Annotated in this window: 21 protein-coding genes; 12 read left to right on the top strand and 9 right to left on the bottom strand. The window is 48.7% G+C overall.

The features are described from left to right. The first annotated feature begins 38 nt into the window (after positions 1 to 38). The 9 genes from QZZ36_RS12105 (at position 39) to QZZ36_RS12065 (ending at position 9,493) form a co-directional block, all read left to right on the top strand. A complete protein-coding gene (locus tag QZZ36_RS12105) occupies positions 39 to 1,124 on the top strand; it encodes a helix-turn-helix domain-containing protein (RefSeq protein WP_295081868.1) in 1,086 nt (361 codons plus the stop codon). Positions 1,125 to 1,202: 78 nt separating this feature from the next. Continuing rightward, positions 1,203 to 2,207, top strand: a complete 1,005-nt coding sequence (gene ftsE / locus QZZ36_RS12100; protein ID WP_365686427.1) for a cell division ATP-binding protein FtsE — start codon at positions 1,203 to 1,205, stop codon at positions 2,205 to 2,207. Beyond that, complete coding sequence (ftsX, locus tag QZZ36_RS12095; protein ID WP_295081866.1) at positions 2,204 to 3,115, top strand: permease-like cell division protein FtsX; 912 nt, start codon at positions 2,204 to 2,206, stop codon at positions 3,113 to 3,115. The genes ftsE and ftsX overlap by 4 nt, the downstream gene beginning before the upstream one ends. A gap of 98 nt (positions 3,116 to 3,213) precedes the next feature. After that, entirely contained in the window at positions 3,214 to 4,578 is a 1,365-nt protein-coding gene (locus QZZ36_RS12090; RefSeq protein ID WP_295081863.1) for a M23 family metallopeptidase, read from the top strand. A 71-nt stretch (positions 4,579 to 4,649) separates the two neighbouring features. Next, positions 4,650 to 5,816, top strand: a complete 1,167-nt coding sequence (locus QZZ36_RS12085) for a S41 family peptidase (protein ID WP_295081861.1) — start codon at positions 4,650 to 4,652, stop codon at positions 5,814 to 5,816. 336 nt (positions 5,817 to 6,152) lie between these two features. Further along, positions 6,153 to 6,623 (top strand): transcription elongation factor GreA, encoded by a 471-nt coding sequence (greA, locus tag QZZ36_RS12080; protein WP_295081859.1) that lies wholly within the window; start codon positions 6,153 to 6,155, stop codon positions 6,621 to 6,623. Between the two features lie 19 nt (positions 6,624 to 6,642). After that, positions 6,643 to 8,223 (top strand): lysine--tRNA ligase, encoded by a 1,581-nt coding sequence (gene lysS, locus QZZ36_RS12075; RefSeq protein ID WP_295081857.1) that lies wholly within the window; start codon positions 6,643 to 6,645, stop codon positions 8,221 to 8,223. 43 nt (positions 8,224 to 8,266) lie between these two features. Continuing rightward, complete coding sequence (locus tag QZZ36_RS12070) at positions 8,267 to 8,524, top strand: hypothetical protein (RefSeq protein WP_295081853.1); 258 nt, start codon at positions 8,267 to 8,269, stop codon at positions 8,522 to 8,524. 45 nt (positions 8,525 to 8,569) lie between these two features. Next, entirely contained in the window at positions 8,570 to 9,493 is a 924-nt protein-coding gene (locus QZZ36_RS12065; RefSeq protein ID WP_295081848.1) for a hypothetical protein, read from the top strand. Positions 9,494 to 9,538: 45 nt separating this feature from the next. Here the strand turns inward: QZZ36_RS12065 and hemW are convergent, their stop codons facing one another. The 8 genes from hemW to QZZ36_RS12025 form a co-directional block, all read right to left on the bottom strand. After that, positions 9,539 to 10,630 carry a radical SAM family heme chaperone HemW gene (gene hemW / locus QZZ36_RS12060; protein ID WP_295081846.1) on the bottom strand — a complete coding sequence of 364 codons (1,092 nt, stop codon included), beginning with the start codon at positions 10,628 to 10,630 and terminating at the stop codon, positions 9,539 to 9,541. Then, a complete protein-coding gene (locus QZZ36_RS12055) occupies positions 10,627 to 10,968 on the bottom strand; it encodes a hypothetical protein (protein ID WP_295081842.1) in 342 nt (113 codons plus the stop codon). Before QZZ36_RS12055 ends, hemW begins: the two co-directional genes overlap by 4 nt. 1 nt (position 10,969) lies before the next feature. Continuing rightward, positions 10,970 to 11,389 (bottom strand): hypothetical protein, encoded by a 420-nt coding sequence (locus QZZ36_RS12050; protein ID WP_295081840.1) that lies wholly within the window; start codon positions 11,387 to 11,389, stop codon positions 10,970 to 10,972. A gap of 17 nt (positions 11,390 to 11,406) precedes the next feature. Next, positions 11,407 to 13,209, bottom strand: a complete 1,803-nt coding sequence (lepA, locus tag QZZ36_RS12045; protein WP_295081833.1) for a translation elongation factor 4 — start codon at positions 13,207 to 13,209, stop codon at positions 11,407 to 11,409. A 138-nt stretch (positions 13,210 to 13,347) separates the two neighbouring features. Further along, the gene (locus QZZ36_RS12040; protein ID WP_295081829.1) at positions 13,348 to 15,555 is read right to left on the bottom strand and encodes a cellulase family glycosylhydrolase; all 2,208 of its coding nucleotides are present in this window, start codon (positions 15,553 to 15,555) and stop codon (positions 13,348 to 13,350) included. A gap of 173 nt (positions 15,556 to 15,728) precedes the next feature. Continuing rightward, positions 15,729 to 16,388 (bottom strand): sigma-70 family RNA polymerase sigma factor, encoded by a 660-nt coding sequence (locus QZZ36_RS12035; protein ID WP_295081827.1) that lies wholly within the window; start codon positions 16,386 to 16,388, stop codon positions 15,729 to 15,731. After that, positions 16,378 to 16,815: an anti-sigma F factor gene (gene spoIIAB / locus QZZ36_RS12030; RefSeq protein ID WP_295081825.1), complete on the bottom strand. Its 438-nt coding sequence runs from the start codon at positions 16,813 to 16,815 to the stop codon at positions 16,378 to 16,380. Before spoIIAB ends, QZZ36_RS12035 begins: the two co-directional genes overlap by 11 nt. A 12-nt stretch (positions 16,816 to 16,827) precedes the next feature. Further along, positions 16,828 to 17,133 (bottom strand): STAS domain-containing protein, encoded by a 306-nt coding sequence (locus QZZ36_RS12025; RefSeq protein ID WP_295081823.1) that lies wholly within the window; start codon positions 17,131 to 17,133, stop codon positions 16,828 to 16,830. A gap of 196 nt (positions 17,134 to 17,329) precedes the next feature. Here QZZ36_RS12025 and QZZ36_RS12020 point away from each other — a divergent pair, with 196 nt between their 5' ends. After that, positions 17,330 to 18,169, top strand: a complete 840-nt coding sequence (locus tag QZZ36_RS12020; protein ID WP_295081820.1) for an EFR1 family ferrodoxin — start codon at positions 17,330 to 17,332, stop codon at positions 18,167 to 18,169. Beyond that, positions 18,162 to 18,755: a flavin reductase family protein gene (locus QZZ36_RS12015; protein ID WP_295081818.1), complete on the top strand. Its 594-nt coding sequence runs from the start codon at positions 18,162 to 18,164 to the stop codon at positions 18,753 to 18,755. Before QZZ36_RS12020 ends, QZZ36_RS12015 begins: the two co-directional genes overlap by 8 nt. Here the strand turns inward: QZZ36_RS12015 and QZZ36_RS12010 are convergent. Continuing rightward, positions 18,747 to 19,085 (bottom strand): hypothetical protein, encoded by a 339-nt coding sequence (locus tag QZZ36_RS12010; RefSeq protein WP_295081816.1) that lies wholly within the window; start codon positions 19,083 to 19,085, stop codon positions 18,747 to 18,749. The genes QZZ36_RS12015 and QZZ36_RS12010 overlap by 9 nt on opposite strands. Before the next feature lie 193 nt (positions 19,086 to 19,278). Here QZZ36_RS12010 and QZZ36_RS12005 point away from each other — a divergent pair. Then, positions 19,279 to 21,813 (top strand): transglycosylase domain-containing protein (locus QZZ36_RS12005; protein ID WP_295081814.1); only part of this gene is annotated, 2,535 nt, incomplete at its 3' end.

The following is a 21,813-nucleotide window of genomic DNA, read 5'->3' as shown; positions in this document are numbered from 1 at the left end:
TCAAAATAAGATCTTATTTAAGAGAAAGGATGTAAATCATGTCCAACAGATTATTTCAGGGTTTAGTTCATCAGATGCGTGATTCCATCGACGCTACAATCGGCGTAGTAGATGAGACCGCTACAATCATCGCCTGCAGCGACCTTTCACGTGTAGGCACGACAAATGAGTTCGTTTCACTCGACCTCAGCGATTCACACGATATCTTCATCCGCGACGGCTTCACCTACAAGCCCTTCGGCTCAAGAGTAAAGCCTGATTATGCGGTTTTCGTAGAGGGCGTTGACGACGCTGCCGCAAAGTACGCAAGCATACTCGCTATCGCACTCTCAAATATCAAGCAGTACTATGATGAAAAGTACGACAGAAACAATTTCATCAAGAATGTTATCCTTGACAATGTTCTCCCCGGAGACATCGTAATCAAGGCAAGAGAGCTCCACTTCAACGCTGAGATCAGCCGTGCTGTGTTCCTTATCAGGATCATCTCAGCCAACGATATCTCTGCTTACGATGTTATCCAGAATCTCTTCCCTGACAAGAACAAGGACTTCGTATTCAATATCACAGAGACAGATATAGTTCTCGTTAAGGAGCTCAAGAGCACAGTAGACTCAAAGGATCTCGAAAAGCTCGCACGCTCTATCGCTGATACACTCAGCAGCGAGTTCTACACAAGAGTAAACGTAGGTATCGGTACAGCAGTAGTAGGCGTAAAGGATCTTGCGCGTTCATTCAAGGAAGCTCAGATGGCTCTTGAGGTCGGCAAGGTATTCGATACAGACAAGGTAATAGTAAGCTATGACAACCTCGGTATCGCGCGTCTTATCTACCACCTTCCCACAACTCTCTGCGAGACATTTCTCCATGAGGTATTCAAGGTAGGCAGCATCGAGTCTCTCGACCACGAAACACTCTTCACAATACAGAAGTTCTTCGAGAACAACCTCAACGTATCAGAAACATCAAGAAAACTCTTCGTACACAGAAATACTCTCGTGTACAGACTCGAAAAGATCAAAAAGCTCACAGGTCTTGATCTCCGTGAATTCGATCACGCTATAATCTTCAAGATCGCACTCATGGTAAAGAAGTACCTGTCTGCTAATCCTGTAAAGTTCTGATAAAAGCCTTCACGGCAAATATGGAACTTCGGGCGGCTTAGTCCGCCCTTTTCACAGATTAAGGTAGGTGTAACCCAATTGGTAGAACTTAAAAACGTATCCGTGACCTACTCCAGCGGCGTTGACGCATTGAACAACGTCAGCCTGAAGATAAACGACGGCGATTTTGCCTTCGTTGTAGGTTCATCAGGTGCGGGCAAAAGTACCATGATAAAGCTTCTGCTCAAGGAAATCGACGCCACAAGCGGTGTTGTCACCGTAAACGGATATAACCTGAACAAGCTGAAAAAAAGAAAGATCCCCGAATTCCGCCGCACTCTCGGCTTCGTATTCCAGGATTTCAGACTGATCCCGTCAATGACGGTATATGAGAACATCGCTTTCGTTCTCAGAGTTATCGACGCTCCGATCAAGTATATCAGAAAGAGAGTCCCATATGTTATAAGTCTTGTGGGACTCCATGCAAAAACGAATTCTTACCCCGACGAGCTCTCAGGCGGTGAAAAGCAGCGTGTCGCTATAGCAAGAGCGCTGGTCAATGACCCTCAGCTCATTATCGCAGACGAGCCTACGGGAAATATCGACCCTGAGCTCTCCTACGAGATAGTTGAGCTCCTGAAGGGCATAAACGATCAGGGTACTACCATACTCATGGTAACCCACGAACACGATCTTGTGCGCCATTTCGGCGGACGTATCATCAACATCACCGAGGGCGAGATCGTTTTCGACGAGGTCATAACAGGTACGGGAGATGAACTCCTTGCCGATATGAGCGCGGAGATGCCGGCAGAGGCTATGGCGGAAGCCGTCAGCGAAACCGAGCAGATCAGCGATATCACAGGCACCGAGAGCAGCCCGGAAGCCGCAGAGCTTCCCATCGAAGATATGACCGCAGACGATATAATCACTGCAATAGGCGGTATACCAGAGCCGGAACAGGCTGAAAAGGAACTGATGAAGCCTGTAGCCGAAAATATCGACGTTGATATCACTCAGGAACTTCCCAAAATACCGGAGGGTGAAACTCCAGAGCAGATCCTCGCCTCGCTTTCAGACAAAACAGAAGGAGGTGCGGAATGAAACTAAGCGGTGTAAGATACCTCGCCGATCAGGGCGTGGAAAACATATGGAAGAATAAAATGATGGCATTCGCTACATTCTGCGTACTGCTCATCTCACTTCTTCTCGTCGGAATAGCCGGTCTCTTCTACATCAACCTCAATTCCATGATAAAAGGTCTCGGAAGTCAGAACGAGGTAGTCGTAATAATGGAGAAGGGTACCACTGATGAACAGAATTCCGCAGCGGAAGAAGCGATCAGAGCTATCCCGAATGTGGCTACGATAAAGTTCGTATCTAAGGAAGAGGCTCTTGAAAGACAGAAGTCAAATCTTCCCAATGCAGAAAGGATATTTACTGACTATATCGGTTCTGACGCAAGCTTTATGCCGGACGGCTTCAGCGTGACTGTCAAGAACACGGATAAGATATCAGAGACCACCGAGCAGATAAGCGCATTAAGCAATATACAGAGCGCTTCCGCTTCACCTCAGGTGGCAGAGTTCCTCAGGGAGCTCCGTAAGGTGGTATCCCTCATCGCAGGCGCAGTAATACTTGCACTTGCGGTCGTATCCATGATAATAATCTCCAATACCACAAAGGCAAGCGTTTTTGCCCGCCGTGAGGAGATACAGATAATGAAGTATGTCGGCGCGACCAATGCGTTCATACGTATGCCCTTCTTTGTTGAGGGTATGGTCACAGGCTTCTTTGCAGGAGCGGGCGCTTACTTCATAACCTGGGCGATCTACCGCTCAGCTTACAATATGCTCACAGAACAGGGTATGCTCATGAATACCTTCGGCGTGGGCAGTCTTATCCCATTTGATAAGATCAGACTTTACGTTGTTCTCGGCTACCTCATCGCAGGTTCGCTCATAGGAGCAGTCGGAAGCGTAATAAGCACAAGAAAGCATATCGACGTCTGATATGTGTGTCCGAACGAATAATATGAATTTTTTATGAAAGGAGTGTGCTGCCGGAACTCCGCAGCATTTAATGCACCTTTCCGGTAAGCAGCTTTATTATGAAAAAACTTAGTATTTTCAATAAGATGATTTCTTTTGTGACCTGTTCTGCATTATCAGTGGCATTTATGACAGGCTCGACCTTATTGTCAGGTGAAAACGTCAAACAGGTCTCTGCTCTCACTATCGCAGAGATGCAGGAAGAGATAAGCCAGAACAAGGCTCAGATCTCAGAGCTTCAGTCTCAGATAGACGCGCTTGAAGGCAACAAGGCTGAGGAACAGAACTATCAGAACCTTCTTTCCGAACAGATCAGCGTGATAAACAAGAATATCGAGCTTCTCAACGCAGAGATAGAAAGTCTTAACGCTGATATCGAAAAGACAAATTTCAATATAGATATGCTTGAAGCTTCCATTGTTTCACAGCAGGAAGAGATAGACCATAATGTCGAACTCTTCAAGCAGCGTCTTTGCGAAATGTACATCGCCGGAAACGATAACCTCGCTTCTGTAATGGTAGGCACCTCAAGCTTCTATGATATGATATCAAGAGTTGAAATGGTGAACCGCATCGCTTCCTACGACGAACAGCTCATTAACGATATCCTCACGGATATCGACAAGATGGAAGAGTCCAAAAAGCAGCTCCAGTCAGAAAAGCTCACTAGCGAAATGAAAAAGGATGAGCAGAATAAGAGAAAAGAAGAAAAAGCCGCAGAGCTTGAAAAGCTCAACGATCAGATGGCAAAGACCCAGGCTGAGATAGCACGTATCGCTGCCGAACAGCAGAGGATAGAAAACAACAAGGCGGAACTCGACAGGCTGAATGACGAGTTCAATGACGCTATAAATGCTGAGATCGCGCGTCAGGCTGCAGAGGCTGAAAGATTATATCAGGAAGAGCAGGCAAGACTTGCTCAGGAAAGAGCCAGCGCTATCCAGAATTATGACTATTCCTACACGCCTTCATACGTATCCGTTTCAGCAGGTGCTTCAGGCTTTGCATGGCCCGCACCGGGATTCACCTACATCTCAAGCCCTTATGGTCCGAGATGGGGCAGTTTCCATTACGGTATAGATGTGGGTGACGGCAATATCTACGGCGGAAGAGCCTGCGCTTCAAGATCAGGAACCGTTGTTACGGTATATAATTCCTGTCCGTGTGACTATCCCAAGGACGGAGGCTGTCCCTGCGGCGGCTGCGGCGGATACGGCAACTACGTCGTAATATCCCATGACGGTACGTACTCAACTGTATACGCACATCTCAAGAATGCCTGCGTTTCAGTGGGAGACTACGTTGAACAGGGACAGGTCATCGGATACATAGGAACTACCGGCTGGTCAACAGGCGCTCACCTCCACTTTGAGGTGCGTGAAAACGGCGTCCGTGTAAATCCAAGTTTATTCGTAAGTCCGTAAACCAATAAAATAACGAAAAATAAGGGCAGTTCTTACAACTGCCCGAATTTTTGTCAGAAAGCGATGATAATATGAATAAGAAGATCAGTCTCGGCCTTGCTCTCAGCCTTATCGCCATAGCTTCCGCGGTCACTTTTATACTGACTTCCTTTTTCTCGCTCCAGAGCTTTAACAAGACAGTAGTTGACGTAAGCGAAAAGGGAAAAAAATACAACTCGCTCCAGACGCTCGACACCTATGTCCGCGAGCACTATCTCGGCGACATCGATGAGAACGAACTGACAGACGGCATACTGAAAGGCTATATCTCAGGTCTCGACGACAAATATTCCAAATATCTCTCCGAGGAGGAGTACCTTGCCGAGCAGAACGAGGACGAGGGTCAGCTCGTTGGTCTCGGACTTACCCTTGAGGAAGACGAGAGCGGATATATCCGTATCTCAGGAATGGTACAGGACTCCCCTGTTGCAGAGGCAGGTCTCCGCGTTGGAGATATCATAACCCTCATCGACGGTGTGAGCGTACTTTCCGAGGGCTTTGGCAAATCCGTTGAAGCAATGCGCGGCACGGAGGGTTCCGAGATAAGGCTCACTGTCCGCAGAGGCGGTATCGACAAGGACTATACCTTTACCCGCCGCTCTATGGAAGTAAAGACCGTTACAGGTGAAATGCTCAGTGAGTATGTAGGCTGCATAAAGATAAACAGCTTCAAGAAAAATACCCCGCAGCAGTTTATGGACACTCTCGAAAGACTTACCTCAAACGGCGTCCGTGCGCTGATATTCGACGTCCGCGACAACGGCGGCGGACTTATCCCTGCGCTTTCGGATTGCCTTGATCCGCTTCTTCCTGAGGGTGTTATCGCCACGGCAGAGTATAAGGACGGTCATAGCGAGACTATCATATACTCCGACGAGACCATGCTCGATATTCCAATGGTTGTGCTTGTGAACAAAAACACCGCCAGCGCGGCAGAGCTGTTTGCCGCTTCTCTCAGGGACTTCGCCGGTGCCCGCCTCATAGGCGAAAAGACCTACGGCAAGGGCGTTATGCAGGAGACCACTGAATTCAGCAAGAACGGCGCTGTAGTCCTCACAGTCGCAAAATACAAGACAGCTCTTTCGGACTGCTATGACGGTGTGGGACTTGCTCCCGACCTCATCATATCAAACGAGACCGAAGATGTGGATGACCAGTACAACAAGGCGGTCGAGATAATCTACAGCCTCATTAGTTAATGCGTAATTATTTCACGCCATATATAACAAAATCCTCAGTATTTCTGCTGAGGTTTGTTTTTTATGGAATCAAAGTCATAATCACAGTGCTGTTAGCCTTGTAGGGGCGGGCGTCCCCGACCGCCCATGCCTGATTGACAATGTAACATGAACGCGATGTAGGGGCTGATGCCCACATCAGCCCGACAAATTTGACAAAAAAGACACGGGGCGATGCAGGCATCGCCCCATACAAACTTACGGCTAACGGCTAAACGAGGTATTGACTTTTTCAGCGTTATATAGTATAATAATGTGTAATGCTATTTATTATAATATATTAAGGAGTGCATTGATATGGCTACAAAGAAGATGTCCAGAGAAAGCTACGACAAACTCGTTGCCGAGCTCGACGACCTCAAGATCAATAAACGTAAGGAAGTCGCTGAAAGACTTAAAGTTGCCCGTTCCTACGGAGACCTCTCCGAGAACGCCGAGTACGATGAAGCTAAAAACGAACAGGCTATCCTTGAGGCTCACATTCAGGAACTCCAGTATACTATCGACAACGCTGAGATCGTTGACGACGAGAGCATTTCCGTCGATGAGATCGGCATGAGCTCAAAGATCACTATCAAACGCCTTGATACAGGAAAAATCGAGACTTTCACTATCGTTGGCACAAATCACGCTAATGTCCGTGAGGGACTTATCTCAGACGAGTCTCCTATCGGCAAGGCTGCAATGAAGAAGAGAGTCGGCGACACATTCATCGTTGAAGCTCCCGCAGGCGAGCTTAAATTCGAGGTAGTCGAGATCTCAAAGTAAAATCGAAAGGACACTTAAAATGAGCGAAAACCAGGTAAACTCCCCTGTACAGGCTGACGAAGAGCCCGTACAGGATATAAATATTCTCAAGAAGGACAGACTTGACAAGCTGGCTGACCTCCGTGAGCTCGGTCACGATCCGTTCACTATCACAAAGTTCGACGTTACAGGCCATGCTGCAGACTACAAGAAGGAGTACGAGGCTAAGGAAGCTGAGATACTCGCTGCTGTTGGCGACGACGAGGAGAAGAAGGCAGCAGAGCTTGAAAAGCTCAATGAAAACATTATCCGTATCGCAGGAAGAATAATGAGCTGGAGAGATATGGGCAAGGCTAACTTCATTGACGTCCGTGACGCTTCCGACCGTATACAAGTCTATGTACGCTCCAATGATGTAGGCGCAGATCTCTTCAAGGAATTCAAGAAGAAGTGGGACATCGGCGATATCATCGGCGTTGAGGGCTATGTTTTCAGGACTAAGAAGGGTGAGATATCAATACACGCAAAGAGCATAACACTGCTTACAAAGTCTCTCCTCCCCCTGCCGGAAAAGTGGCACGGTCTCAAGGATACCGACACAAGATACCGCCAGCGCTATCTCGACCTCGTTATCAATCCTGATGTCAAGGACACATTCGTAAAGCGCTCAAAGATAATTGCATCTATCAGACGCTATCTTGATAATCAGGGCTTCATGGAAGTTGAAACTCCCATGCTCGTTTCCAACGCAGGCGGCGCAGCTGCAAGGCCCTTTGAAACTCACTATAACGCTCTCGACGAGGACGTAAAGCTCCGTATCAGCCTCGAACTCTACTTAAAGAGACTTATCGTCGGCGGACTTGAAAGAGTTTACGAAATAGGCAGAGTTTTCAGAAACGAGGGCGTTGACACCCGTCATAACCCCGAATTCACACTCATGGAGCTCTATCAGGCTTATACTGACTACTACGGTATGATGGACCTCACTGAGAATATGTTCCGTCACGTTGCGCAGGAGGTGTGCGGTGCTACCTGCGTTCCCTACGGCGAGCACATGATCGATCTCGGCAAGCCCTTTGAAAGACTTACCATGATCGAAGCAGTAAAGAAGTACTCCGGCGTTGACTTCAGTGAGATAAAGACTCTTGAGGAAGCACGAAAGATAGCTGACGAAAAGGGCGTGGAGTATGAGGACCGCCACAAGCGCGGAGATATCCTCAATCTCTTCTTTGAGGCTTATGTTGAGGAGCACCTCATACAGCCCACATTCATAATGGATCACCCAATTGAGATATCACCTCTCACCAAGAAGAAGCCCGACGCTCCCGACTATGTTGAGCGTTTCGAGCTGTTCATCACAGGCAGGGAGATGTGCAACGCTTACTCCGAGCTGAACGATCCTATTGACCAGCGTGAGCGTTTCAAGGCTCAGGAAGAAGCTCTCAGTCAGGGCGACGAGGAAGCAAACCGCACAGATGAGGACTTCCTCAATGCGCTTGAAATAGGTATGCCGCCTACAGGCGGTATCGGCTACGGAATCGACCGTCTTGTAATGCTTCTCACCAACAGCTCTTCAATAAGAGATGTGCTTCTGTTCCCGACACTTAAAAGCCTTAACTGAGTAAGACAGGCTTTGTAAAGTCTGCGGATACGGGGGATATGCAATGAAAAAAAGATCGCCGATAAAGATGTCGTTTCTTGCGGCACTGTTGATATTTGTCGGATTTCTTCCGCTTTTCGGGATACTTCTTTTTATGGACAATAAGGCAATGACCACATTTTTCATCATACTTTCAATAGTTATGGTCTCTTCCGGACTTATCCTGCATTTTGTGTATGTCCGCTGTCCGCACTGCGGCTCATATCTTGGCAGGATAATGGGAAGTAAATGTCCCTTCTGCGGAAAGAATATAGAGAAATAAACCATTCGGGCGGCTTATTGCCGCCCGTTATCGTAAGGATTAATTATGAGCGAAAAGAACAAAAAAAACACTCCGGATACGCCTGAAGATCAAAAGGCAGAAATAAACGAAAGCATTTTCAGTTCCCGCAAGGAGCTGATACGGCAGCGTGAAGAGGAAACCGCCCGTCAGGAGGCAGAGATCGCACGCAAGTACGAACAGCAGGAAAAGGAAAAGCGTGAAGCATACGAAAAAAAGCTCCTTGAAGAGAAAAAGGAGCTGATGCGCCTGAAACAAGGTCTTATCAATGAGGAAGAGTCCACTGTCCACGAGGAAGAGGAAGAAGAGATAAAGCTTTCATTCGGAAGTAAGATAAGCAATTTCTTCTACCACAACAAATGGTGGCTCGGAATAGGAGTATTCTTCACACTGCTCGGCGTATATCTCATATATGACCTTTTAAGCACTCCACGTCCTGATGTGGAGATCCTCATGCTCTGCGACAACAACACCGTAGGAACGTCGGCATACCTTGGTGATTACTTTACGGATTTCGCCGAGGATTTCAACGGAAACGGAAAGGTCCTCGCGTCGGTGAACTACATTCCCTACTCCGATGACGAATACAGCAACTATACCAACGGCGTTACCGGCAAACTCAGCGCCTTCCTGAGCGGTGCGCAAGCGGTCATAATCATAGGAAACAAAAAAACTGCCGAGGAACTGCTGATACCCGAAGAGACGCTTGCAGACCTGAGCAGTCTGTATCCTGACGATCCGCACGTTAAAAACTGGTTCTACTATCTGAAGGGCACAAAGTTTGCGGAAAAGATAGGTGTTCCGGAGAGCAGTATCACAGATGATATGTTCCTTGCCATAAGGAAGCCCATAGCACTTGCGAATGACAGCAAGGAAGAGATGCAGAAGACCTACGACAAGGACTTCCCGGTATTTGACAGGATAATAAAGTCCCTGTCAGCCGGAGAATAATGCATATAAAAAAGCCATAGCAACAGCTATGGCTTTGTTTTTTTCTCAGAAAACCAGATACTCTATGACCGAATTTGACATGAGAAAGCCTTTTGGAGTTAGCCATACCCTTTCCCCGTCGGTCACGGCATAGCCGTCACGTATCAGCGGTGGGAGCTTCCTTTCGATATCTGCCCTGTGTTCTTCAACATCGCATAACCGCAGTCCCTCTTTAAGTCTCAGGCGCAGCATTGCGAACTCCTCAAAACCGCAGGGACTATCATCAGTTACCGTAACGCTCTGCACATCGCTGCGTATAAATCCCGAAATATCACGCTCCACCGCAAATCTTTTCCCGTTATAGCAGGAATGAGCCGCAGGACCTATTCCGAGATAATTCTCACACCTCCAGTACCGGCAGTTATGACGGCTCTCAAAGCCTTTCACAGCGAAATTAGACACTTCGTACTGCATGAAGCCCTTTTCTTCAAGGCGCTCCACCATTTCAAGGTAGAGCTCCGCGGTGCCGTCCTCATCAGGCAGTCTCAGCTTTATATCGTCGCAGTAAAAAGGCGTACCCTCCTCAGTCTTGAGAATGTACGCCGAAATATGCCGCACCGGCAGAGCCGTTATCCGCTCAATGGAATACCTGAGACTGTCTTTATCCTGCCCCGGAAGAGCTATCATCAGGTCGCAGGAGATATTGTCAAATCCGGCTTTTGCAGCGTCAAGCACAGCTCTTTCGGCTCTTTCCGCACTGTGGACCCTGCCCAGCATTTTCAGCTCGCTGTCGATCATGGACTGGACTCCGATTGACAGACGGTTTATCCCTGTTTTCCGGAGCTCATACAGCTTCTCATCATTCAGGGTACAGGGATTGGCTTCAAGGGTGATCTCAGCGTCCGAATCGGCTTTGAAGCTGCTGCGTATCTCATCAAGTATGCAGCCGATCTGCTCCCCAGTGAGCAGAGACGGCGTACCGCCGCCGAAATATATGGTACTCACCCTGCGTTCACTGTCTGAATAATGGCGGATATTCCTGAGTACAGCAGCAGTGTACTTCTCTGCCTCCTGCCTTGTATAGCCTACGGAATAGAAGTCACAGTAGCCGCACTTCTTGCCGCAGAAAGGTACATGGATATATATTCCGAGGCTCATTTTTCGTATGCGTCTATTCGTATCGTCTCCATCATCTTAAAGCAGAATGCATTTACCAGCCTTGGAACGATAAACATCGAAATGATAATACCGATGCAGATCGGCATTTCATGGGTAAACATCCACTCTGTTCTAAGTCCGTTGCAGTAAACAATGGCTATAAACACGAAGGCTACAAGACAGTACAGCGCATTGAAGATAGTTGCTCCCTTGCCGTTCACGCAGAGCATACCGCACTTGGGGCAGGCTTTGCCCTTTGACTTCATAGTTCCTGCCATTGCCTTTGTAATGGGAGTAAATGTCTTTTCTCCGCAGTGGGGACAGGTGTATATACTCATATTATTCATTTCCTTTCACGGGCTCTGCCTCAGCAGGCTCCAGCTCCCCTGCAAGCCTTGCCGCAGGAGCTGTTCGGGTATTCAGCGGAGTAAGTCCGAGGCGCTTCTTTTTTGAAGCCCTTCTGCGCTGCCTGAAAATACTTAGAAAGTCCTCAGGGTGCAGTATCACAAGCGTTATCAGCATTATCCCAAGAGCAATGAAGAGCTTCGGGAAGTTACCATGGACGATAAGTCCGAATATCAGCAGGACTATGGCGGTCACGCAGAAGCTTGTCCGTGACTTCTCCCGCAGCCTTATCCTGACTGCGCGGAGCATACGTCCGACCCCGGAGTTTTTCGGCACAAAGTATTCAGTTATCACGGTGATAAGGCTTACGGCGCATACAGCCGCAAGCAGTCCGAGAATGATATAGTTTACCATACAAGCCTCCGTTATTATCAGCTGTCAAGCTTGAGAACGCTCATGAATGCCTCCTGCGGCACCTCTACAGTACCGAGCTGACGCATACGTTTCTTGCCTTCCTTCTGCTTTTCCAGCAGCTTCTTCTTTCGGGTTATATCGCCGCCGTAGCACTTCGCAAGCACGTCCTTGCGCATTGCCTTTACAGTCTCACGAGCAATTATCTTGCCGCCTATAGCAGCCTGTATCGGCACCTCAAAGAGCTGGCGCGGAATGTTTTCCTTGAGCTTTTCAGCTATCTTACGCGCTCTTGCGTAAGCCTTGTCGGTATGGATAATAAAGCTGAGAGCGTCCACAATTTCGCCGTTCAGGAGTATATCCAGCTTTACGAGCTTGCTTGGAACATATCCCATCATCTCGTAATCAAATGAAGCATATCCCTTTGTACGGGATTTAAGCACGTCGAAGAAATCGTATACTATCTCGTTCAGCGGCAGCTCGTAATGCAGCTCCACACGGGTATCATCGAGATATTTCATATCCTTGAATACTCCGCGCCTGTCCTGACAAAGCTCCATTATATTTCCCACATAGTCCGAAGGGGAAAGTATGCTTGCCTTTACCATAGGCTCCTCTGCTGTCTGTATCAGCGCAGGGTCCGGATAATTTGTAGGATTGTCGATATACTGAACTTCGCCGTTGGTAAATGTTACCTTGTATATAACCGACGGCGCGGTGGTTATGAGATCAAGATTGTATTCCCTCTCCAGTCTCTCCTGGATTATCTCCATATGGAGAAGTCCAAGGAAGCCGCAGCGGAAGCCGAAGCCGAGAGCAACAGAGGTCTCAGGCTCGAATGACAGCGAAGCGTCGTTGAGCTGGAGCTTTTCAAGGGCGTCGCGGAGGTCGCCGTACTTTGTTCCGTCAGCAGGATATATACCTGAGAATACCATGGGATTTACCTTGCGGTAGCCGGGAAGGGGCTCGTCGCAGGGGGCATCGTCGTTGGTGACGGTATCGCCCACCTGAGTATCGCCTATGCTCTTGATAGAAGCCGCTATATAGCCTACCTCACCTGCTTCAAGGCTGCCGTTGTTCACAAGGTTCGTGGCGTCCATAAAGCCTGCCTCAACTACATTGAAAACAGCTCCCGTAGCCATTAGGCGGATATTGTCACCCACCTTCACACGTCCCTCCTTCACCCTGACATATATGATAACGCCCTTGTATGAGTCGTAATAGCTGTCGAAAATAAGAGCTTTAAGAGGCTTTTCCGGGTCTCCCTGAGGTGCAGGTATATCTGTTACAATCTTTTCGAGGACAGCTTCGATATTGGTACCAATTTTTGCCGATATACGGGGAGCGTCCATAGCAGGTATGCCTATTACGTTCTCGACCTCGTTGCATACTCTCTCAGGGTCAGCCGAGGGGAGGTCTATCTTATTGACCACGGGAACGACTTCAAGGTCGTGCTCAATGGCAAGATAGGTGTTTGCAAGGGTCTGAGCCTCTATACCCTGAGAAGCGTCAACAACGAGTATAGCTCCCTCACAGGCTGCAAGGGAACGGGATACCTCATAATTGAAGTCAACGTGACCGGGAGTGTCAATGAGATTGAAGATATAGTCCTCACCGTCCTGCGCGGTATATTTAAGACGCACCGCACGGGCTTTTATGGTGATTCCTCTTTCACGCTCGATGTCCATGTTGTCAAGGAGCTGATCCTCCATGTCGCGGATAGCGACAGTTTCGGTCTTTTCGAGGATACGGTCGGCAAGAGTTGACTTGCCGTGATCTATATGCGCTATGATACAAAAGTTTCTTATCTTATCGTTAGCCAAAGCTATACCTCTTTTCAATACATATTTACTCAGTATAATTATATCAGAAAGTCCGGTTTTTGTAAAGTGTTTTCTGCCGTGAGATATATAAAAACGGCACGGTAAAAACCGTGCCGCAGTAATTATTCAGTTTTTCTCTCAGCCGTTGGGAGCAAGAGTCTTTAACTTGCCCAGCAGGAAGAGCTGTATCTGGAGGGCGTCATTTGAAGTGATGCCCTTTGTGCTTGTATCAACGTCAGCCTGCTCCTGACCCTTGCTTGTGATATGCTTGTCGTCAGTGCCATCAACGCCGTACTTGTTTGGATTTGCAAGGCTCTGCATGATGAGAACAGCGTCTGCCATATCTATGCCGCCGTCGCAATTTGCGTCGCCCCACAGAATATCATCATTTGAAGAAGAACCGTTTCCATTTTTAGGCTCGATAGTAACTTTATACGAACAGTCTATGCCATAGCAAACATTATTCTGTGTATGCAGTCCGGCAGAAATGATCTTTACGGTATACTCGCCTGCGGGAAGTGTATCGAACTTACTGTCATACACTTCATTTCCGTCCTTGTCAATAACCTTACTTACGACTTGTCCGTTTGTTTTGCTATAATCATAAGTTGTTTCCTCACCGGAGGACGAAGTTGCCGCAAATACAAATCCGTCTACGTCAAGCTCTTCGCCTTCGGTATATACCGTCTTTGTAGGATAGGATATCACACTATCAAAATTATAATGAGGATGTGTTAATGTAGTAGTTGAAGTTGTTGTTGTATTGGTTGTTGTCGTCGTTGTATCTGACGATGTAGTAGTTGAAGTAGTAGTTGTTGTCTCGGAGGAGCTTGTGGTAGTTGTAGTAGTCTCCGATGTTGTTGTTACAGATGTGGTCGTGCCTGTTGAAGTAGTTGTTGTAGGTCTTGTGGAAGGTGTCGAACTGCCCGAATAGTAATCGGAAAGTGATATACCGTTGCCTGCTGTACCAAGAGGTATCTGATGATCGAGGCTTATGAACTTGCCGTCATTTGTCTGCCATAGAGCAGGCTTTACGAATTCGTACTTAACGTCGTCCCACTTCTGGAAGTTGTCGTAAACAAGTCCGCCTGTATCTGATGAATTCTCGTTGAAGCACCAGAAGGTGTGGTGGATATGCTTGTCTATCATATAATCACGGAGCTCTGTGAGCCAGTGAACATTCTCGCCTGTGGTGTCGTGTTCCTTGTCTACGAATCCGCCCCACTCGCCTATGAGAAGAGGATACATATTCTCTTCAACGAGATATGCCCATGTACCGTACCAGTAGTCGTCAAGAAGGGTCTGACGTGTAAAGGTCTTGCTGGGATCGTCAAGGTAGAACCATTTCTGCTCCCATACTCCCGGACCGTAGTCGTGAGGAGAGTAAACGATCTGCTTGTTGTACTGACCGATATCCACGGGATGATCCTTTACGCCGCGGAGATTGGCTCCCCACCATGCGCCCCATACCTTGCTGGGCTTGTCATAGTTTGCGTAGTCAACGGACGGTGTGCTCCAGTCAGCACCCTCTTCAAACTTAGGATAGCATTCAACACCCTCTACCATGATAAGGAGATTGGGGTTGTTGTTGAGACAAGCCATAGCGCCCTGCTCAGCAGCATACTTCCAGTTGTTCTGATCCTTTGATTCGTCCCACTTTGCGAACTTTCCTTCCTCTGGCTTGCCGTGAGGCTCGTTCTTGAGGTCGATAGCAATGATGGTATCGTCGTTCTTGTAGTAGTCTGTGAACCATGAGAGTGCATCCAGCCAGTCCTTTGTGGAGTAATTGTCATCATACCACAGAGGTACGTTATGACCTGCGGAGTTGCTTGTCGCACAGTGTATATCCATCATGATCTTGAGGCCGTCCTCCTTGCACCACTCCACTACCTTGTTCCAGATATCGAAGCTGTACATGGGAGTACCGCCGACCTCGCCCTCAATGGTCAGCTCAGGGTTCTCATACTCATTGAGCTTTATCATCGGATCGGGTTTCTTGTTCTTCCACTGGAGAATGATCTCTGTGGACATAGGTACACGGAGAAGATTGAAGCCGTGATCCGCGATAAGGTCGAGGCAGTGATGTACGTTTGCCGACCATGCGCCGTCAAATACCTGACTGCCTACGTTGTAGCCGAACCAGTTTACGCCGGTCAGCCATACTTCATTTCCGTCCTTGTCAACGATCTGTGCCTTATCGTTGACGTGGAGCCAGTCGTCGCCGCTGTTATCTGCGGCTAAAGCCGTTGTCTGCTTTTCGTTGCCGGGCATACTGTTCAGCGTCGGAACGAGCATGACCGTTGCTGCCAGACCTGCCAGCAGCCTTGTAAGAATATGTTTCGCCATAGTAATTCCCTCTCTTTTTAAAGAATTTGCGCTCCCCGGACTTTGTCCGGAGCAATGACCGCCCTCAGGCGGCTGTACACATTCATTATAACCTCTTTTTCCGGAAATGTCAACGCCGTTCGATAATTTCAGCAATAAAATATACTTTTTTACCAAGATTGCTGCCCCGGTATTCAGCTCAGCAGTTCCTCCCTCATCTGTGTCAGCAGCTTCTTTTCACGCCGGGATACCTGCACCTGCGTCATTCCCAGGACCGCCGCTGTCTTTGACTGGGTAAGCCCCTTGAAGTAGCGAAGTTCAAGGAGAGCACGGTCAGAGGGCTCCAGCTCCGCCATTATCTGTCTGAGGGCAAGCAGGTCTGTTATATTTTCGTCGGGAGCTTCAACGGGTATATCCGTCTGTCCCTCCTCCTCGTCCCCTGAGGTCAGGGACAGAGCAGGCTGACTGACGCAAAGCGCCTCGGATACTGAAGCTTCGCTCTCTCCGGAAAGCGCTGCAAGCTCCGCGACTGTGGGTTCGCGCATCTCTCGCTGGCGGAAGCTCTCGCAGAGCCGCTGGAGCCGCAGTGAAAGCTCCTTAAGGCTCCGGCTCACCCTCACCGAGCCGCCGTCACGGAAAAGCCTCTTTATCTCGCCGAGTATCACGGGAACCGCATATGTGGAGAACCTCACTCCCCTGCCGCTGTCAAAGGCTTTCACCGCTTTCAGCAGACCGATACAGCCTGCGGAAAACAGGTCGTCATACTCTATACCGCGTCCGCGGAAGCGGTTAGCGCAGAGGTGTACCAGTCCGAGATTTTCCTCGGCGGCAGGCTTTTTTACATCAGTCCCCATGTGCTGAAAGCCTCTTTCTCATGGTCACTGTCGTACCCTTTCCCGGAGCGCTCCTCACCGAGAGCCTGTCCATGACGGACTGCATGACAGAAAACCCCAGCCCTGAACGCTCCTCCTCCGGAGCGGTAGTGAAAAGCGGCTCCATCGCCTGCTCCACGTCAGCTATGCCGCAGCCCTTGTCTCTCACTCTTATGTATACCATTCTCTCCGGGAGCAGCCGTACTATCAGCTCTATATCACCTTTCGTATGCCTGTAGCCATGCACTACCGCATTTGTCACCGCCTCGGATACCGCCGTGCGTATGTCCGAAAGCTCCTCCACTGTCGGATCAGCCTGTATAAGAAATGATGACACCACCGCACGTGCTGCCGATTCGTTCACAGAGAGCGACGGCATCCTGAATCTTATCTCGTTTAGTATTTCCATAATTTTTCTCCTTTACCGTATTTTTACTACCCTGTCAATGCCGGAAAGCTTCATTACACGCTTTATATAGGGCTGAGGGTTTATTACCTCCAGCCGCCCGCCGCACTCCTTCAGGAGCTTGCTCCTGCCCATTATCAGCCCTATGCCGGAACTGTCCATAAAGGTTATGCCGCCGAAGTCTATAGCAAGCTCCTGCGGCTGCGCCGTCACTATGAAGCGGTCAAGCTCGGCACGGAGCTCCTTTGCGTTATGATGGTCTATTTCACCGCTGAGCTTCGCAATTGCCGTTCCGTTCTCGTTTTTTATGTCTATTTTCATTGCTTCTCCTCCTTTTCACTGCACTCCGGTGCCTTTTCACGCCCTATTATACCACTGCCGCCCCGCGAAATCTGTCAAAACCTGCCGTAAGCTCAAATTTGCGAATAATCTTGAAAATTCCCCGTAATAATGATATAATGTGATTGATACACTAAACGATTATCCGCTTTTTGTATGTGATGGGAGAGAGAATTTTATGGTTTTATATTTTTCCGCGACGGGAAATACACAGTTCCTCGCTACGGAACTGGCAGAAAAGCTCGGCGACGAGTGCATCGACCTGCTTGAACGGATCAAAAAGAACGATCTGTCAGAGGTGCGCTCCGAAAAGCCGTTCATAATATGCACTCCCGTATATGTATGCGAAATGCCGCGTTTCCTCAGCAAGTACCTGAAAAAGCTGAGCTTCGCAGGCAGCAGGAAGGTCTACTTTGTCGCCAACAGCGCGGGCTACTGCGGCATAACAGGCTATCTTGCAAAAAAAATGTTCAGGAAGAAAAAAATGGAGTATATGGGTCACGCAGAGATAGTCATGCCCAGGAACTACTTCATCGGTCACTATCCGGTGCAGACAAATGAGGAGATAAAGGAACGCCTGCTGAACGCCTGCGACAAGCTCGACAAGGTCGCCAATGCGATAAAAAGCGGCAACAGGCTTCACGGAAGGTATGTTTTCATGTTTGAAAAGCTGATAACCATACCCTTCAACCCTGTATGGACAAAATACAAAATGCCCGCAAGCGATTTCTTTGTCACTGAAAAATGCATAAGCTGCGGCAGGTGCGAGAAGATGTGCCCTCTGAACAACATCTCGATAAAGGATAAGATGCCCGTATGGGGCAAAAACTGCACTCACTGTATGTCCTGCATAGGCAACTGCCCTGCGGACGCGATAGAGTACGGAAATATCACAAAGGAAAAGGGCAAGTACAATTTCAAAAAATACAGGCATTTCCTGAACGGAGGAAAGCCCGGCGAAGCTGAGAAGAAATTCAGCGCGAACAGAAATCTGCCCAAAAGGAGAAACAATGGCTAAACAATTCTGGAAGGGCAGCACCCTGCTCGCTCCCGTTCCCGCAGCTCTCGTTACCTGCGGAACTGTCGAAAGACCCAATGTACTTACCATAGGCTGGACAGGGATAGTATGTACAAGACCGCCTATGACCTATATATCAGTGCGTCCTGAGAGATATTCCCACGATATCATCAGGGCTTCGGGAGAATTCGTCATAAACCTCACCACCTCAGCTATGTGCCGCGAGACAGACCTCTGCGGCGTCAAAAGCGGAAAGGATACGGACAAATTCGCACTGTGCGGTCTGCATACATCTCCCGCGCAGAAGGTTGCTGCTCCGCTCATCGAGGAATGTCCACTGAGCCTTGAATGCAGAGTGACCGAGGAAAAGCTCCTCGGCTCGCATACAATGTTTCTCGCTGAAATAGTAGGCATAGACGCCGACGAGAGATTCATCGACAGCAAAGGCAAGCTCAACCTTCAGCAGTGCGGCCTCATGGCTTTCGCCCACGGCGAATATTTTGCCATCGGAAGAAAGCTGGGCGACTTCGGCTTCTCAGTCAGAAAAAAGAAAAAGCACCGCAAGCCGCCTCATACTTCAGGATGAGATATCCTCTATAAACTGCCGCAGTTCCTTCTCACTGCCGATATAAATACCGTCGGCAAGCGCTTCCCTGTCATAGTCCGACAGCAGGGACAGCTCCACATCTATGAGAAGATAGGGCTTATCCTCGCCGTTTCTGAAGACCGCAGCACGTCCTCCGCTTTCGCGGACAACGAATTCAGGACCTCCGTCACGCAGTGTCGCCGCTGCGAGCCGCGCTTCCACGCGCTTCCTCCGGACCTCCTGACCGAGTGTGCAGACTGTGAGGAAACCAGCCGCCACCACCGCCGATACGAGGGTAAAATATATCCTTTTTACGCGCCTGTATGTCATATTATCACTCCCTTGCCGAAATATCCTTATTTAGTATCGCCCGTTTTTTCTATATTATACAAATTGCTGATTTTTTAAGAAAAGTCTTAACATTTCGGACAAGACGTGCTATAATATATGATGTATATTTATGTACAGATACATATAAATCTTTGAAAGGAGTTCTGCCGTTCACAGCGGCTATTCTGACAACATGAACGATAAAAATTTTCCAGCTTCCCGTCACCTCGAAGCAGCTGACGAGGAAGTGTACAGGAATCCTCAGAAAAAGAAGAAAAAGAAAAAACGCAGCAAAGTGCTGAAAGTAATCAAAAAGCTGTTTTCTGTCATTGCGGCTACCCTGCTGTCACTTACGCTCGTTATCATCATAACCGGTACTATCGTAAGCACAGCTCTCACTGTCTATGTCCTCAAATTCATGGACGACTCCACTACGGTAACGCTTCAGGACCTTGAATCAGGAAGCAATACCTACATCTATGCGGAGGTAAAGGACGAAAGCGGCAACGATCAGCTGGAAATGCTCCGCGAATTCACGGTAGGTATGCAGCGTATACCTGTCACCATCGACAGAATACCGCAGCACGTCCGCGACGCATTCGTATATACGGAGGACGAGCGTTTCTACGTTCATGAAGGCGTCGACTACAAGCGTACATTCTCCGCCTTTCTCAATATGTTCCTTCATTTCTACAATACCGAGCAGGGCGGTTCCACTATCACACAGCAGCTTGTAAAGAACCTCTCAGGAGACGACGAACATTCTCCGCAGCGTAAGATGCGTGAGATATTCTCAGCCATGCAGCTCGAAAAATCATACTCCAAGGACGAGATACTTGAAGAATACCTCAACTATATCGGCTTCGGCGGTCCTATAAACGGTATACAGACAGCTTCGATTGAATACTTCGGAAAGAGCGTCGATGACCTCACGATACCTGAGGCTGCCGTACTTGCGTCTATACCAAAGAGCCCTGAGGAATACGGTCCCAAGGTAATATACCGCAAGGACGACAACGACCCCAACTCACCAATAGTAGTTGACGGAAAGGCAAACAACAAGCCCCGTCAGGAGTACGTTCTCTACAAGATGTACGAGAACGGTTCTATCAGCTATGACGAATATCAGCAGTATATCGTCACACCTCTTATATTCACAGACTCCGAAGAATACAAGGCTCTCCACCCCGAATCCGAGCTTCAGGATCTCAAGGACAAGGAAGAATCCTACAGCTGGATACTCGACAATATCCTCCTTGAAGCAAGGGACTGGTTCGCAGAGCAGTACGACCTGGACGATGATACCGCTCTCAGCAAGATATACAGAGGCGGCTACAAGATATATACAAAGTACGACAAGCAGATGCAGACCTATGTCGAGGACAGGCTCAGCAATGTTGACAACGTACTGGGTGAGTTCCTCTATCCGTATCAGTACCGCAAGTCAGTTGACCTTAAACCCTTCGGTCACCCCGACGGTGTTCCGGAGGATTACCCTGCTCATATAGCCTTCGTCGCTATAAACTATCAGGGCGAGGTGCTCTGTGCAGTCGGAAATACCGGTGAGAAAAAGGGCTCTCTCGTTACAAACTACGCCTGCAAGAAGGACAACGGACGTCAGGTAGGTTCTACGATCAAGCCTATCGCCGGCTACGGCTACGGCATTGAATCAGGTAAGTTCCACTGGGGCTCCATAATAAAGGACTCTCCGGTAATGATAGTTGATGGTCAATGGTGGCCTAAAAACTACGGCGGCGTACAGGGCGGCGGCGGTCCGGTTCAGCTTTGGGACGGTCTCCGTCAGTCAAAGAATACTATCTCTGCTCAGCTCGTTCATCAGCTCGGACCGGAGGAAGTATATGACTTCACTACAGAAAAGCTCGGTCTCAGAATGGACAAGGTCGAAAGAGGTCTTGAATCTCCTCTTGTTCTCGGCGCTCTTACTCACGGTACAACTCTTGAAAACCTCGTAAACGCATACCTTCCCTACGGAAATCAGGGTATGCAGTATGACGCGCACTTCATCACAAGGATCGAAGACAGCAATCAGCAGGTGATCTATCAGAACGACGGCAATCCGAGACGTGCAGTTTCCGACGAGACAGCTTATGTTATGAACCGTCTTATGAAAAATGTTGTAGGCGTTGGCGGTACAGCTCCGGAAGCAGCACTTCCGAACAAGGTCGTTGTAGGAAAGACAGGTACGACTCAGGACTTCGCCGACGAGTGCTTCGTAGGTCTTACACCTGACTTTGTAAGCGGAATAACCGTTGGTTTTGAATATATAGACAACAGTCTTGAACTGCCTCAGGCTGTAATCTCGGCAAAGACATGGCGCAGTGTCATAGGCAATTACATTATCGAGAATTACGGTGATACAGCTTACGACTTTGAAAAGGTAAGCACTGTCATCGAAGCTCCTATGTGTTCAAGCACAGGCTGCATAGCAGGTTCCGGCTGCCCGAAGAGCAATATCATCGGTTACTGGAAATCGCAGGTAACTGATAATTACTCTCCTCCGTACTGTAACGGAGCTCATGCATATCAGTCAACCACACAGGCTACAACAAGCGCAGCCGACGGTACTTCATCAGGCGCAGCGGGCGGAGACGCTTCAGGCGGCGGCGCAGCAGCTGGCGGTGACGTTTCAGGCGGCGGCGCAGCAACTGGCGGAGACGCTTCAGGCGGCGGCGCGGCAGCTGGCGGTGACGCTTCAGGCGGCGGCGCA

The sequence above is a fragment of the Ruminococcus sp. genome (assembly GCF_016287535.1).
Classification (GTDB): Bacteria; Bacillota; Clostridia; order Oscillospirales; family Ruminococcaceae; genus Ruminococcus.
Note: the sequence above shows the minus strand (reverse complement) of the source record. Positions and strands in the feature narration are given on the sequence as shown.

Excerpts from the sequence above, each read along its gene's own strand:
- QZZ36_RS12040 (WP_295081829.1), bottom strand. The coding sequence starts at position 15,555 with ATGGCGAAACATATTCTTACAAGGCTGCTGGCAGGTCTGGCAGCAACG.
- QZZ36_RS12010 (WP_295081816.1), bottom strand. The coding sequence starts at position 19,085 with ATGACATACAGGCGCGTAAAAAGGATATATTTTACCCTCGTATCGGCG.
- QZZ36_RS12085 (WP_295081861.1), top strand. The coding sequence starts at position 4,650 with ATGAATAAGAAGATCAGTCTCGGCCTTGCTCTCAGCCTTATCGCCATA.
- lysS (WP_295081857.1), top strand. The coding sequence starts at position 6,643 with ATGAGCGAAAACCAGGTAAACTCCCCTGTACAGGCTGACGAAGAGCCC.
- QZZ36_RS12025 (WP_295081823.1), bottom strand. The coding sequence starts at position 17,133 with ATGAAAATAGACATAAAAAACGAGAACGGAACGGCAATTGCGAAGCTC.
- greA (WP_295081859.1), top strand. The coding sequence starts at position 6,153 with ATGGCTACAAAGAAGATGTCCAGAGAAAGCTACGACAAACTCGTTGCC.
- QZZ36_RS12055 (WP_295081842.1), bottom strand. The coding sequence starts at position 10,968 with ATGAGTATATACACCTGTCCCCACTGCGGAGAAAAGACATTTACTCCC.
- QZZ36_RS12065 (WP_295081848.1), top strand. The coding sequence starts at position 8,570 with ATGAGCGAAAAGAACAAAAAAAACACTCCGGATACGCCTGAAGATCAA.
- spoIIAB (WP_295081825.1), bottom strand. The coding sequence starts at position 16,815 with ATGGAAATACTAAACGAGATAAGATTCAGGATGCCGTCGCTCTCTGTG.
- QZZ36_RS12035 (WP_295081827.1), bottom strand. The coding sequence starts at position 16,388 with ATGGGGACTGATGTAAAAAAGCCTGCCGCCGAGGAAAATCTCGGACTG.
- QZZ36_RS12105 (WP_295081868.1), top strand. The coding sequence starts at position 39 with ATGTCCAACAGATTATTTCAGGGTTTAGTTCATCAGATGCGTGATTCC.
- QZZ36_RS12015 (WP_295081818.1), top strand. The coding sequence starts at position 18,162 with ATGGCTAAACAATTCTGGAAGGGCAGCACCCTGCTCGCTCCCGTTCCC.
- hemW (WP_295081846.1), bottom strand. The coding sequence starts at position 10,630 with ATGAGCCTCGGAATATATATCCATGTACCTTTCTGCGGCAAGAAGTGC.
- QZZ36_RS12050 (WP_295081840.1), bottom strand. The coding sequence starts at position 11,389 with ATGGTAAACTATATCATTCTCGGACTGCTTGCGGCTGTATGCGCCGTA.
- QZZ36_RS12020 (WP_295081820.1), top strand. The coding sequence starts at position 17,330 with ATGGTTTTATATTTTTCCGCGACGGGAAATACACAGTTCCTCGCTACG.
- ftsX (WP_295081866.1), top strand. The coding sequence starts at position 2,204 with ATGAAACTAAGCGGTGTAAGATACCTCGCCGATCAGGGCGTGGAAAAC.
- QZZ36_RS12090 (WP_295081863.1), top strand. The coding sequence starts at position 3,214 with ATGAAAAAACTTAGTATTTTCAATAAGATGATTTCTTTTGTGACCTGT.
- QZZ36_RS12070 (WP_295081853.1), top strand. The coding sequence starts at position 8,267 with ATGAAAAAAAGATCGCCGATAAAGATGTCGTTTCTTGCGGCACTGTTG.